Below are 14285 nucleotides of genomic sequence, written 5' to 3'. Positions count from 1 at the left end.
AGGGTCATGGTTCGGCCGGTTACAAGTAGTCCACCAGGCTCAGTCCCATGATGGTGGAGCAGGAACTCAAAGCAGCCTCATACACTGTCTCGAGATTCTTGAGATTCATGATCGCCTCCACGGTATCTGCATCCTTGACATCGGAACGCTGGGTAGTCAAGATGAGTTCGTTGTCAGATGCCGAGGTATCCGCAGCGGTCAGGTTAGTATAGGCGATGCCGATGGAGGAGATGCTGGATGTGAGGCTGGTGTAGTGGTTTTCCAGGCGGATCATGGCCCGCTGGATCGCGTCCACGTCACTTTCTGTCAGGGCGGTTTTCAGGTCAAAAATGGTATCAAAGATACTCCAGGTAGCCTCTTCTCCCTCAACGGGGCCGGAATCTACATCTCGAGCGTCAAATCCCAGGTCTGCGGCGGCACTGGTATCGCTGTTGGTGCCGCTTGAAAAGAGCAGGTCAAAGGAGGTAAGCTGTCGGCCGGTATCCGTATCTTCCTGGATGGTAAAGGTCTGGTTTTCCTCGTCGTAAATCACCTCGTAATTGACCCGGCTGCCTCTTTCGGCCGATGCGGCCTCCAAGGAGTCTTCCACGGCCTCGGCATAGTTTGCCGGATCCGAGTATGTGCCGGGTTCAATATAAGCGGTGAGCTGGGTGGAGGATTCGTTTTCCCCCAGGAGGGTCTCTGTGAAATCTATGGCGTCGTTTTCACCGGCCACCACGGTAAATGTGTCGGCAACGGCCTTGTCGCTCTGGACAGGTTTGATCGACACGGTATCCCCATCAAATCCCAGGTCCGGCAGAATGCTGTTGTTTTCATAGCCTTTCACAATATCAAAAGATATGGTGGCCCCTTCCTCGGGCGTATCATTGAGGTCCAGGACAATATCGGCCACTCCGTCGTCGTCGACGTCGATTTCCAGGGTTTCTCCGCTTCCTTCGATGGTGGAACCCAGCCCGTACCCGGGATCATTTTCCACGGTCCAGGTTCCGTCGGAGTTATAGGTCAGGGTCAGGGGCTCTGACCCTTCAGGGTCCGGGGTGTACTCGGTCAGGTTGGAAGGGCTTGTTATTTCGATCTCCAGATCCGGGAAATCTCCTTCGTCAACGCTCAGTCCCGATATCCGGACCGTATCCGTGTGCTGGGCAACCAGGATGATTTCCATGACTCGGTCATAGGAGCCGTCTGTGCCGATGGAAAAGTTGTTGTCCGTCTCATCATAACCGATCTCGTAGCCCACACCGTATCCATCTTCCCGGGAGGCCTCGTTCATGGCGTCCTCAACGGCCTTGGCCAGCCCCTCCCGGGTATAGGTTCCGTTGGGAACGCGAGCTTCAATGGTCAGAATATTCTCGGTTCCAGTGCCGGGGTCTTCCTGAAACACAATCAGGTTGTTGCTTTCATCCACGAGAATCTCATCCTCGTAAAACAGATCGCAGCCGCAACAGCCAAGGGACAGAACCGTGTCCTCACCGGTCTTCAAACTGATGCAATCCTTACTGCCCTGGTAGGTCACACTTAAGGGATAGTCCTCATCGTCATAGGAGAAGGGGGCGGCCTGGTTATCGTCCCCGGCAAAGATGTAGCCGCCGTAAGCCTCGGTGTTGGCAAGATCCAAGAGCTGGTCCAGGTAAAGCACCATGTTTTCTGCGGCATTGACCCGGGCCTGGGTGGTGGCCGATGCATTGGCCAGTTGGGAACACAAGAGGTTGAGTTCCAGCATCAGATCTGCCATGGTTTCCAGGGTGGTCTCGGCACCGGTTAAAACGGTCTGGCCCTGGTAGACATTGGCCTGGATCTGTTTCAGGCAGGACAGGTTGGAGTCGATGTCGAGTATCCGGGCCATGCCCGCGGGGTCATCGGACGCAGAACTGACCCGGACGGTGCCTTTTTCATTGGCTTCGGCCAGATCGCTGGTCAGGCGGCCGAGTTGATAGGTGGCCTGTTTGTATATGCTTATGGATGGGACTCTCATGGTAATTCTCCTCAGTTGAAATCCGGTTTTCCAGACTACTGGAAAAGCTTAAATTTTCATGAAATATCCAACCCGAATCAGCGCACGGCCAAAAGGGTCTCAAACATCTCGTCCACTGCAGTCAACAGCTTGGCTGCCGCGGAATAGGCAGCCTGCTGGGCTGTGAGTTTGATCATCTCCTCATCCAGGGAAACCGCAGAGACCGAATCCCGCTGTTGCGTTAGCTGGTACACCAGGAGTTTCGAGTAATCCAGGGAAGTCTGAACGGACTGAACCCCATATCCGATGACGGAAGCCAGGGTGGCTTGGTAGTCATCCAGGCAGGTTTTTGAACTTGTTGCCGCGGCGGCCTTGCCCCGGGTATACTCCCACTGTTTCATGGAAAGGGTCTGATCCCGTGTATTGGCCATGGCCAGGGAATTGATATTGTCCGCGGAAGAGATCTCACCGGTGTCCTTATCCACCATGCCCGAGGCAAGATAATCCCCGTCCTCCAGGATCTTGTTCACGCCGATGGTCTGTGCATCTGTACCGGTAAAAAATGTGTTGAGGCCCAGGGCCGAGGCAAGGCCGCTGTCCCCGTCCTTGTCCCCTGCAAAGGCAAAGCTGAAATCCGATGGATCTGTTTCGGCCAGATCCATTTGAATGGTTCCGTCCCCGGTCACGGTCCGGTCAAAACGGATTTTAATATCCCCGAGCCCGTCCCCGTCCAGGTCCACCATGAATCCGTCGTCATCCCCGCCCTCTGGGATGATCTGCAGGGTGCCGCCGGAGGGATCGTTTTCAATTGTCCAGACCCCGTCGGACCGGGTGAAGCTAAGATCCTGGGCCGCCAGAGTCAGGGCCGTATAGTTGAGCACGGAGATCCGGGTGTTCTCCTGGCTGATCCCGTCGGCCCCGCTGTAGCTGATGTTTTCCATGGCGCAGTAGTCTTCATCTGTATCAAAGACCATTGTATGGTCCCTGGTGACCCTTGCGGTCACGCCGCCTGCACTTCGGTTGAACTCATCGGCAAAGGAATCCAGAGTCCAGTGCCAGTCGGACAGGGTCTCGGCCGTTCCGTCCCCGCCCCCGTCAAGGGAAAGGGCCCGGCCGGACTCGTCCGTGGTCACATAGAACACCTCCCCTTCCACCAGAGTGCCGCCGTTCAATTGGATGGTCATTCCGTCCACCTCCACGAAGACCGGGATATGGGATGCCGAACTGCCCTCTATGGTGAGGGTGCCTGAAGAGGACCCGGAAGACCATTCAATGACCAGGGGCTCGTCGTTGTCCGGAAGGCTGCCCCCGGACTTCACCCTGAACTCGTAGGTGTCGTCGATGCTGTTGGCCTTTCCTGCAACCGAGAGGTCCAGAAGATCGGCTTCACCGGCTTCATCGGTATTGATCCTCATGGTGTTGCCGGCCACAAGGCTGCCTTGGGATACCTCAAAAAAGAGGGTGGTTGATCCGTTCTCCTTTATCTCCACGGTCCCGGGTTCATCGATCTCCACATACCCGGATTCTCCGGTGGGCTTGCCGTCGCTGTCATAGATCTCCCAGTAGACGATGGCAGGATCCCCCCAGGTAACGGCCGAGGTGAAATTCTTCAAGGCATCCCCTGAGACCAGAATGTTGTTTTCCGGGGCATCGGCCCCGGTTCCGGTGCCTGTGGAAACGGCAAGGGAGGCATCCAGGCCCGTGTCCGTAAACCCGGTGATGGCCAGGGGGGTATCTGATTCAGCCGTCCTCACGATGGTGACGCTGGTCCCGTTTTTGACCACCTCGTATCCATCCGACGGAAGGGAGGCTGAAAGGGCGCTGTAAAGCTGCTCGGCCTGTTCCTCATCCGTAAGCCCGGTGCCTGGATCGGTGACGTTATAGGAAACCGTGTACCCGTCCACTTCAAAGGAGACAAGATCACCGTCGCTGAAATTGGCATACCCTCCCGTGCCCCCGAGGGTGATCATGCCGTTGCCCCCGCCTGCGCGCCCTTTTGTGCCGAAGAGCCCTGCCAAGGAGGTATCGGAGGAGGTGATCTCCATGCCCGGGTCCAGGAGAATGGTCACGGAACCCGTGAGCACGGCCGCCGTATCATAGATGCCGCCGGCCTCCCCCACAAGGATGGTTGCCGAACCACTGCCGCTGCTTGAGCATCCGGGAAGGGAAAAGCCGAGACAGTCGTCCGCAGTGTTGTCTGGTGTGGCACTTTCCTGGTCGGTGCCGTCAAAGTCGAGCTGGCCGTCTCCTATGGCCGTGCCGGTGCCCAGGGTGGTAACGTCCATGCTGGCGTCGTTGCCCGTATCCCCGGAAGCGGCAGACAGGATAAGGCCGGTTCCGTCCGTGGTCCTGACAATGACCTGCCCCGTGGCCTCGTTCAACTCTACTGTAAAGGGCTCGTCTGAAATCTGATTGGAAATGGCACCATAAAAGACCTGGGCCATCTCATCGGCGTCCGTGGTATCCACATCGGTCAGATCCACGGTGACCGTAACCAGCTCGGAAGGCGTGGCATCGGTGGCAACGGTCAGGGTAAGGGTATCTCCGGCATTAAAATTCTGGAAATTGTCCAGGGCCACCCCGGCATTGTCAACCACCCCAAAGTCCTGGATCCCGATTGTGGCTCCCGAGGCGCTTTCAATGGAGGTGCCGTTTACCAGGAGATCCGTATCCCCGTTGGTCTGGTTGATTTTTTGGGCAGCCGACTCCAGGGCATCCTCAAATTGTTCCCCAAGGGTCCCGGCAGAGGAATCCACGGTGAATTCCACGATCTCTTCCTGGCCGTCCACATGGAGGGTGAAGCTTAAGATATCACCGTCCTGGGCATTGGTGACCCCGTTCAGGCTGAATTCAGCCTCTGTGCCAGAGGCATTGGCCGAGATGCCGTCAATGTCGTTTAATTCCGCTGCAATCTGAGCGGCGCTCCGCCTTGCGCCGGAGCCGGAATCGCTGATCCGTACCCTCTGGTTTTCTTCCCCGCCGGTGATGATCAGGACCTGTTCGGCCAGGGCTGCGTTTAGGGCGTCGGCCACACTGCCGGAGGCAGACGAGGTGATCCCGCCTCCGGCCAGGGACTGGGCAAGGCTCTGTTCCCCCAGCACTCCTCCGTCGATCACGGTGAGTTCATAGGTGGAATTGGCCCGGCCCGTGCCCAGGATATCAAAGATCTCGGCCTGGGAGATGCCCATGTCCACCAGAACGGTCTGGTAGGTGCTAATGGATGACCCGCTGTTCTGGATCACCATGGAAAAATCCTTTAGATAATCGATCTTGTCCCCATAGGCCAGGCTGTTCAATACCCCGCTCTCTCCTGTGGCATAGGTGCCCTCCAAAGGCCCGGAAAAATAGGACTGGCCGGTTCCCTGGGAATGCTGATAGTTTAAGGTCCAGATCAGGTTCGAAACCAGTTCGTTCAGGTTGGCCAGGGTTTCCGGGAGCGCGGCATCCCTGATCGTCAGTGATCCGGCCAGGGAACCGCCTGAAATATCATCGGTGATATCGTGGGTGGTGCCGGAGACGCCGCACCAGTATACCCGGTCATCAGAGACCTGAAGGGGATGGGAGATATAGTCTTCCACCAGGGGAAGGCCTCCGCCCGTGGAAATCAGGTAAGAGCCGTCCTCCTTGACCGTTAGGTCGATGTCGATGAGTTCTCCCAGTTCGTCGACCAGGGCGTTGCGCCGGTCGCTTAAGTCATTGGCATTTGCCCCTGAACTTTCCGCTGTCATGATTGCCTTGTTCAGGGCGGCCAGTTCTGCGGTAATGGAGTTTATATCGCCCATGGCCGAAGAGATTTCCCGATCCAGGTCCTGGACAAGATCTCCAAGAGATTGGCTGATTTCGTTGAGGCGCTGGGCCAGGGCCAGTCCGGATGTATAGACCTTCTCCTGTTCCGTGGCCACGGAAGGGGTGTTGCTCAGGGATTCCCAGGCGCTCCAGTAGTTGTCCAGGAGAGTGTTGAGGCTGTCGGCTGAATCTTCTGAAAAGAGGTCCTCGATTTGGGTCATATAGACCAGTTCCTGTTCCAGGGCCGCCTGGGTGGACACTTCCGTGGTCAGCCGGTTTTCCAGAAGCTGGTTGATTTCCCGGGTTACCGACGCTACGGTTACCCCGGTCCCGTAAATCTGTCCGCCCGAGGAGATGTATTTTGTGGTCCCGTATTCAAGGGTTTGGATGCTGTACGTGGTGTTGTCCGCATTGGCGGCGTTCTGCCCGGTGACGCTGATGGCGGCCTGGTAGGTTCTGAGGGCGGATTGGGCCATGTTCAGAATGGCGTTGAGACTGCTCATTCTCCTCCTCCCTGATTGGCATAGCGGGATACGGCCCAGATCCGGTTCATGGCACCCTTGAACATGATGATGTTTTTGCGGGTCGCCTCAATCAGGGCCCTGTTCTCCTCCTCAAGCTCCCTGGCCAGGGGAAGAAGAACCTCTTCCCGGTCCGGGGTGAGTCCGGGGATGGTCCTCAGCCGGTTTGCCAGGGTCCGGGGGCAGGTGCGGGGCAACTCCTTTTCAGCCATTCGGATCAGCTGGTCACGGATGGAACCCACCAGGTTCTCCAGGCGGTTGATGCAGTTGTTTTTTCTTAAAGTCAGTTTGGTAAGGGTTCGGGTTTCGAAATTTGACCCTGCCTCGTGTTCGGCTTCCAGCAATTTTTGCAGTTCCCGGTGAAGGGCCAGGGTCCGGACCATCTTTCTTTCCAGGGTATGGAAACCGTCATTCTCTGCAGTTTTTTTAAACAAGGGTGTCATATCGCCTCCCTATCGTTTCATGGAAATTACCGTGCTCATCATCTCGTCTACGGTGGTGATCACTTTTGCATTGGCCTCGTAGCCGTTTTGAAGCTCGATCATGGAAACAAATTCTTCGGAGATATCCACGTTGGATATCTCAAGGGTATAGGAGCTCAGTTCCCCAAGCCCGTTTTCCCCGGCTGAGTTTGTGATGGCCGACCCGCTGTCCGTGGTTTCCGAGTAAAGATTCCCCCCTTCGCTTTTCAGGCCGTTGGGATTGTTAAAATCTGCCAGGGCGATATTGAACAAAGCCAAAAGCTGACCGTTGTCGTAGGTGCCGGTCACCGTGCCGTCGGATGATACTTCCACCCCTGTCAGATCGCCGGGGGGATATCCGTCCGCATCGTGGTAGGTGGTTGAGGAGGACTCGCCGTACTGGGTGGTGGAAAGGGAATCATTGACCCAGTTATTGCCGTCCCAACGGGAACCGATGTTCAAGGAAATATTAGTTCCCGTTGTACCGTATTCCCCGCCGAGGAAGTCCGTGCTGAACTGAAAATACCCGGTATCCTTAGCCTCGTCAGTGGAGCATTCCCGCCAGACGCTGGAGCCTGAGATGTCAAAGGTGATCACGCTCCGGTCATCCAGGGGATGGGTGTCGGTGCCGGAGGATAAGTCTTCTGCAAAGGTAAAGACGATGTCATCCCTGTCATCCTCGCCCCCGGAACCGTCCAGGTCTATCACCGCCTCTGTCTTATCTCCGGAAAGAGTGGCATTGCTGTATTCGGCAGGGGGCACGTCCGGGTCCACGTCAAAGCTCAGGGTTTCCCCGCCCCCAAGGGTGGCAGCGGCCCCTGAGGTAACGTTAAAGGTCATGTCGGTGGACCCGTTTCCGTCAAAATCAATGGCCACGCTGTTGTTCCCGGTGGTGACAATATCGGCCTCGGCGTATTCGGCCGGCGGGGTGGGATTGATGCCAAAGGAAACGGTCTCACCTGCGGCTGTGACGGCCGAGTCAAAGGTATACTGAATGGTGGAGGCCTGGGCCGCGTTGGTATCCCAGATTTCGACTTGAACCTGGGTGCTGCTGCTTTCCGCGGCCACGACAGTCACGTTGAGTCCGCCGTCATTGGTCACATTCCACTGGGTGCCGTCCCACTCCAGCACAATATCACCCGTCGTGGCCACGGCCCCTTCGTCCCCTGACGTGATGACGGACAGGGTCATGTCCGCGTCAAATGAATTGTCCTCATCCACGAGATCGGCTTTCCTGAGGGCCTGGTTCCAGTCCCATGCCCCGAGGGCGGCGTTGTACATCAGGTCCACATCCTCCACCGCCATGGTCAGGCCTTTGGCATTGTTGATCGTCATGTTGGCCGGGGCGGTGTTGACGGCCGCCGCATTATTGGTGGACGGGTCCGTCACCAGGGTGCCTGCCGCAGCTGCGTCTTCCGGGTTGCTCCAATACCAGGCCTCGGTCACGGGATTCCAGATAATGCTCAGGCCTTCCGCGTCCCGGGTCATGATGCTGGGGTCATTGATGCCATATGTGGTATTGCCGATGGCGTCCCCGGTATAGAAGACCTCCTCAAGATCCTGGACATGGAGATCCGTGGTGTCGTTGACATCAAAACTGAGGGTATCCCCGGCCATGGCATTCTTGTCAAGCTTGATCTTCAGGTCCGCTTCTTCAGTACCGCCGCTGCTGGTGGGATCCAGAACCAGGTGGATGTTCTGGTCATCGGAATAGATGATCTCCGCGTTCTTGTAATTGTCCGGCAGGCCGGCCGTATTAAGGACCCACTTACTGCCGTCAAAGGTCATTTCAATGCCGTACCCGTCTACCAGCATGGCTTCCGAATCTTCGATTTCAAAGTTGATGTCGTCCACGGTGTTGTTCCCGGCGGTCGCAACATTTCCCACCCGGCCGGTGAACTCTTCCATGGTCATGCTGATGATATGGCCCGAGTTTTCCGAAAATTCAATGGTTCCCCGGGCCAGAAGTCCCTGGGAGGAACTGCCCTGGACCAGGGCCCGGTTGTCCTCTTCCGGGTCGCATACGATGATGTACTCCCAGGTGGTGCCCGATTTTTTATCGTAATAGACGGTGACTTCATGGGCAGATCCCAGGGAGTCATAGACCGTTACCGGGCACGCGTGTTCGTAGGTATCCGATGTAACCGTGGTGGTCTCCCCGGCTTTGTACTCATATTTATTGGACAGGACTGAAGGATTGGCGTTTGCATCCGAGTCCAGATTGGTGATAACAGTCATCTCCTTGGTCTTTTCCGGCGAGCTGGTGAATTCGGTTAATATGAGATCGGTGATGGCGCCGATCGAGTCCCCTTCTTCATCCACGTTCCACCCCTGGAGCACGTATCCTCCTGAGTTGACCAGAGCGCCGCTCTCGTTAAAGAAAAAATTGCCGGCACGGGTATAATAGGTCTCATCCGAACCTACCTGGGAGACAATGAAAAAGCCGTCCCCGCCGATGGCCAGGTCCGTGGCGTTTCCTGTTGTTTGAGGGGAACCGTCTGAAAAGTTCTGGGTGACGTTTTCCACGGACATGCCCAGTCCAACCTGGGCCGCACCGGCCTGGGTCCCGATGGTCCGGTAAAGGGTGTCGGCAAAGGTGGTATTCCCTTTTTTAAACCCGACCGTATTGATGTTTGAAATATTGTTACTGGTGACCTGGAGGGCTTTGCTCATATTGCCCAGGCCGCTGGTGCCAGTGTAAAGGGAACCGGATAGAGACATGATGTACTCCTTATGGTTTATGAAATAAATTCATGGTAACGGCAATGCTGAAGATTATCGGACAGATGTAACCGTGGACAGAGAGACCAGGCGGCCGGATTCCCCCAGTTCCAGGTACTGCACGCCGTTTACGATCTGAATGGCGGTGACTTCCCCGGATATGGGTGTTGTGGCGTAGGAACCGCTGGCGGTCTTCACCGTATAGTAGTAAAGCCCGTCAGAAACTCCATAGCCGGTATCTGAGGTCGCATCCCATGGGACCGTGTTATCCCCGGTCGTGGTATCCGCCTCATCCACCTCAATGGTGGCCACGACCTCGTTGTTGGCATTGTAAATCGTAATGGTAACCGCCTCCGAGGTTTCCAGGTGGAAATTTAAGTCCCCTCCATTGATCTGACCCTCAGCTACCCGGACAATAGGGTAGTTGGAACTCACGGTTCTACCCAGGTAGTCCATAATGGAGGTGGCATCATCGTCGGAAGAGTTCTCGGGTTCCGTTACGCTGGTAACGGACGAGGGGTCAAGCAGCACTCCGCCCACCACCAGATAGGGCTTGCCGTTCTGGTAAACCACCGAATTCACCGTACCCGTGATGGTGGAGGTAACCTTTTCATAGCCGGATCCGGCATTGGCCATAACCGTATAGGTGTAGGTGCCTTCATCAACCGCGTCTCCGTTGGCATCGGTGCCGTCCCAGGCGATGAGATAGGATCCGGCCTCCTGCTGTCCTTCCTCCAGGGTCTTCACTGTATTGCCGTTTTCATCCTGGATCACAACAACCACATCAGCCGGTTTGGACAGGGTGTAAAATCCCGAGGTGACACTGCCGTCCTCTACGGTCATGGTATTGGCAATGGCCGTTACCTGCATACCGACATAGTCCGTGGCATTGGTAGCGGAGTCGGAGTCAGCGGCCGTCTTGAGCATTTCATCCATCTTTCCATTCAGATTGATCAGTTGCTCCACCTGTGTAAACTGGGCCAGCTGGTCGGTAAACTGACTGGTATCGGCCGGATCCAGGGGGTTCTGATTCTCAAGCTGGGCCACCAGCAGGGTTAGAAAGTCTTCGGACCCGATCTCGTCATTGGCGTTTGTGTCTTCTTTCTCATAAGCGGTATATTGGGCAATAAGGGACTCCAGCGCTGCATTCCCAACGGATGAGGTAGACATGTCTCCTCCTATTTAATTGTTTATGGTTCTTCCCGGTTCAAAACCCCGGTTTGCTTACTTAAATCGTATCAATAAAGGTGCCCCTGAAATCCTGCATGGGAGTTAATCCCGGATAGGCCGGGTTTGTATCATCGGATTGGGTTTGGCTGGATCTTCGCGGGCAATTCCATGGGGTGAAATAAAACCTCTTTCCCAAAGAACGGACCGAAAAACTAGAAAAAACGGCTTTGTTCTAGTTTTGATAACCAACCTTATGACACTTTGGTGTGATAAAAATTAGAAATTCCTGTTTTATCAATGGACAAGGCAGAAGTTAAAACGGAAAAATTTACCTATCTTTTATTTTGAACAAGGTATTGATTCCCGGGAACCCGGGTCCTGGGTTCAGGATGATTTTTACAGATAAAATCTCACCAACTTGGTTTTTCTTCCGAGAGGAAATGGTCGGCAATCCCGGGTTGATTTCAGAATCAATCCCTTGATAAATATGCTCTTTAGGGTATTCTCCGGTCTAAAGCCATTTTGGAAAACACTCGATATGGAGTCCAAAGCACCCGGCAGAAATTGCCGGAAAATTTTTTAAGGAGACATTCCCATGTCAACCGGATCAATTACTTCTTTAGGATTGGGATCATCCCTGGATCTTCAGGGGATGCTGGATGTCCAGCGGGAGGCGGATGAGTCAATAAACGGCCTGAAGCTGGATGAAATCGAAGACCAGACAGCAATAAAGGACCAGCTCAACTCCGTACTCAACCAGCTGCTCTCCATGAAAACAACCTCTTTAGGTCTTTCCCTGTCTTCCAATTATCTATACCGGTCTGTTACGGTTTCAGACTCGGACATTGCAAAGGCCACGGCCCAGGACGGCACCGCAACCGGGTCCTACCGGGTTACTACCAGCCGTCTGGCCACGGCAAGTTCCTATATCTCCGAAGGGGTGTCCTCTTCATCGGCCAGTGTCTACGTGCCCACGGTTGTGGAGTCCACCCAAGGCTTTACCGGTACGGACATTGTCCTGGCACAAGGGGAGACCATGGAGGTTTCATATGGTCTTGAAGATGATCCTGAAGTCTTTATCATTACCGGGACAGCCGGGGGAATGACTGCGGCGGATTTGGTTTCTGCCGTCAATTATAGCGCCGCCAACCAGGATAATGGAGGAAATCCCCTGGTCACGGCCTCGACCTATACGGACAAGGAGGGAAAAACCCGTATCCGGATTGAGGCGGCTTCCGGGGAAACCGGGGAGGGGAACCGGGTCAGTGTATCCGGGTCTGATATCGGGTTTGCTGCGGAGGTTTCCGAACTCTCTTTTAAGCTGGGGGAGGACGGTGAGGTCTACACCATTTCCGTCCCGGCCGAGACCACCCTGGAAGGACTGGTCAAAAGGATCAGCGAGGATGAGGACAACCCAGGGGTCACCGCCACCATTATTGATACCGGCACCGGGGACAACCCCTATCAGATGGTCCTGACGTCCAAGGACACGGGAGAGGATTCCCGGATCATCATGGTCAGCGAACCTCCCGGTCTGGACCTGAAAGAAAAAGAGGGGAAAGGCTATACCATGACAGGGGATGACTCCATCTCCTTTGACTCCCCTGTCACCATTGACGCAACCAACAATGCCGTTGTCTTTCAGGAAGATACCGGAGACGGATACGGGAGTGAGCTGACCGCCACCATCGAAGAGGGAAGCTATTCAAGTGCGGAGGAACTGGCCCGGGCCGTTGAACTTGCCCTGGAAAACGAATCCAAGCTCAAGGGTGAAGGAAAGGATTATAAGGTCTACATTGACTCGGATACCGGAAAGATGGGCATCCATGAAGCCGGAACATTGGAAGGACTTTCCGTCAACTGGGGGGACACGGACAGCACCGCTGCTTCTGTCCTGGGATTTTCCGAAAATATGGAACTCACCCCGGCAGATTCTTCCCTCAATGCCGAGATAACGGTCGGCGGCAATTCCTACCAGCGCCAGGACAACACAAGCCTGACCGACATCATTGAAGGGGTGACCCTGTCTCTGTACTCCACGGGAGTGACCACCATCAGTATCGGTGCCAGCACCAGCAGCGTGGAAGATCAGATCAAGAGCCTGGTCGAGACCTATAACAATCTGATTGCCGAGATTGATGAAAACGATGACTATAACGAAGATGAGGGGACCTGGGGCACCCTGGCCCGGAGCTCCACGGCAAAGACCCTGAAGCAGTCCCTCAAGACCCTGTTCAGCGCCACGGCGGATACCGGCGGCAGCTTCACGAGCCTCCTGGACCTGGGAGTTGAGTTCAACGATGACGGCAGCATCACCTTGGACGAAAACATATTGAGCCAGCGGCTGTCGGAAGATTTTGAAGAGGTCCAGACCCTGCTCCTGGGGACGGACACGGTAACCGGCCTGGCCGATATCCTCAATGAAAAGATCGGAAACTATGCTCTGTCTGACGGCTATATCGATACGGAAATCGATGTGATAGCCGAAAAGATCAGCCGCCTGAAAAATTCTTATACAACCCAGGCAGAGCGCCTGGAAAAAAAGTACGAGATCATGACTGCAGAGTATACGGCTCTGGACAGCTATCTTGCGCAGATCGAGTCCACTCGTTCTTACATAGAGCAGATGCTGTCTTCCGATGGTGGCGATGACTAACCCGGATTCCGGATCAGGGTGAAACCTCTTCCTTGAGCATGCAGCAGGCGATTTTGTGGATGGGGTTTCCCCGGGAATCATAGGCCAGGTTGCCGGGCTGGATCAGCTTGTTCATGACGCATCCCTCGGGGATGGTAAGGTTGAACAATTCCCGCTCTGTGACGGGCGGATTCGGCTCAAGCCGGTTGTCAACGATGGTGTAGGAATGGAGGGGATGATCCTCGCAGATCGGGCATTGATAGACCCGGCCGTTGGGAAAGACAAAATAGTTTTTGGCCACATTCCCCGCACAGAGAAACTCTTCTCCAGGCTCCAGAAACACTTTGGGATAGGTAACCCTGACCCCGTATCCGGCAATGGTTTCCGCCACCTTTGGGATGATGTCCAGCCAGGTTTCCTTTGTGACCTGGCCCGGGGTTTTGTCATTTCCCGACTCCCCCCTCAGGCCGATGACCTGGATGAAAAAGCGTTCCAGTCCCAGGTCTTTGACCAGACCTACCATATGCCTCAGTTCGTGGATGTTTTTTTCCGAAACCGTATAGATCATGGAGCAGGAAAAATTCTTTTTCACGGCCTTTTCAATCCCCGTCATCACGGCATCAAAGCTGCCCTTTCCCCTTATGCGATCGTTGGTCTCTTTTGTGGCCCCGTCCAGGGAAAAGCTTAAAAAATCGAGTTCTTCCGGGTTGATTTTGTCCAGGATATCGTGGAAAAGAAAGCCGTTGGTATCAATGGTGACGGAGTTGAACCGTAACCGCCGGGCCTCTTTCACGGCCAGGGAAAGGTCCGGGTGCAGGGTGGGTTCCCCCCCCAGGAAGATGACATTGGTATTTTGGTTTTTCGAGGCGAACAGCCGGAGCCACTCCCGGATGGTTTCGATATCCAGCCTTTTTTTCCCGTGCTGGCTCCGGTTGATATAGCAGTGGGAGCAGGACAGGTTGCATTGGGTGAGGATGTGAAAAAACAGGTTGGATGCGTCCCGGGAAAAGGCCACGGTTTTCTTTTGCATCTGATTTGCC

Annotated in this window: 7 protein-coding genes; 1 reads left to right on the top strand and 6 read right to left on the bottom strand. The window is 55.1% G+C overall.

Features of this window, described 5'->3' with window-relative positions; all coding sequences use genetic code 11:
- Positions 1–19 precede the first annotated feature (19 nt).
- The 5 genes from F608_RS0111785 to F608_RS0111765 form a co-directional block, all read right to left on the bottom strand.
- Positions 20–1972, bottom strand: coding sequence for a flagellin N-terminal helical domain-containing protein (locus tag F608_RS0111785; RefSeq protein ID WP_022665847.1), 1953 nt, complete (start codon positions 1970–1972; stop codon positions 20–22).
- A gap of 77 nt (positions 1973–2049) precedes the next feature.
- Positions 2050–6240, bottom strand: coding sequence for a flagellar hook-associated protein FlgK (flgK, locus tag F608_RS0111780; protein ID WP_022665846.1), 4191 nt, complete (start codon positions 6238–6240; stop codon positions 2050–2052).
- Positions 6237–6701 (bottom strand): flagellar protein FlgN, encoded by a 465-nt coding sequence (locus F608_RS0111775; protein ID WP_022665845.1) that lies wholly within the window; start codon positions 6699–6701, stop codon positions 6237–6239. Before F608_RS0111775 ends, flgK begins: the two co-directional genes overlap by 4 nt.
- A 9-nt stretch (positions 6702–6710) precedes the next feature.
- Complete coding sequence (locus tag F608_RS0111770) at positions 6711–9440, bottom strand: flagellar hook-basal body complex protein (protein ID WP_022665844.1); 2730 nt, start codon at positions 9438–9440, stop codon at positions 6711–6713.
- Between the two features lie 54 nt (positions 9441–9494).
- Positions 9495–10610 (bottom strand): FlgD immunoglobulin-like domain containing protein, encoded by a 1116-nt coding sequence (locus F608_RS0111765; RefSeq protein ID WP_022665843.1) that lies wholly within the window; start codon positions 10608–10610, stop codon positions 9495–9497.
- 595 nt (positions 10611–11205) lie between these two features.
- Between F608_RS0111765 and fliD the strand changes: the two genes are divergently transcribed.
- The gene (gene fliD / locus F608_RS0111760) at positions 11206–13266 is read left to right on the top strand and encodes a flagellar filament capping protein FliD (RefSeq protein ID WP_022665842.1); all 2061 of its coding nucleotides are present in this window, start codon (positions 11206–11208) and stop codon (positions 13264–13266) included.
- A 13-nt stretch (positions 13267–13279) separates the two neighbouring features.
- Here fliD and F608_RS0111755 read toward each other — a convergent pair whose 3' ends face one another.
- Entirely contained in the window at positions 13280–14275 is a 996-nt protein-coding gene (locus F608_RS0111755; RefSeq protein WP_022665841.1) for a radical SAM protein, read from the bottom strand.
- Between the last annotated feature and the right edge of the window lie 10 nt (positions 14276–14285).

Source organism: Desulfospira joergensenii DSM 10085 (assembly GCF_000420085.1).
Lineage (GTDB): Bacteria > Desulfobacterota > Desulfobacteria > Desulfobacterales > Desulfobacteraceae > Desulfospira > Desulfospira joergensenii.
This window is presented reverse-complemented; position numbering and strand designations above follow the sequence as displayed.

Coding starts and splice junctions, on each gene's coding strand:
- flgK (WP_022665846.1), bottom strand. CDS start 6,240: ATGAGCAGTCTCAACGCCATTCTGAACATGGCCCAATCCGCCCTCAGA.
- F608_RS0111765 (WP_022665843.1), bottom strand. CDS start 10,610: ATGTCTACCTCATCCGTTGGGAATGCAGCGCTGGAGTCCCTTATTGCC.
- F608_RS0111775 (WP_022665845.1), bottom strand. CDS start 6,701: ATGACACCCTTGTTTAAAAAAACTGCAGAGAATGACGGTTTCCATACC.
- F608_RS0111785 (WP_022665847.1), bottom strand. CDS start 1,972: ATGAGAGTCCCATCCATAAGCATATACAAACAGGCCACCTATCAACTC.
- F608_RS0111770 (WP_022665844.1), bottom strand. CDS start 9,440: ATGTCTCTATCCGGTTCCCTTTACACTGGCACCAGCGGCCTGGGCAAT.
- F608_RS0111755 (WP_022665841.1), bottom strand. CDS start 14,275: ATGCAAAAGAAAACCGTGGCCTTTTCCCGGGACGCATCCAACCTGTTT.
- fliD (WP_022665842.1), top strand. CDS start 11,206: ATGTCAACCGGATCAATTACTTCTTTAGGATTGGGATCATCCCTGGAT.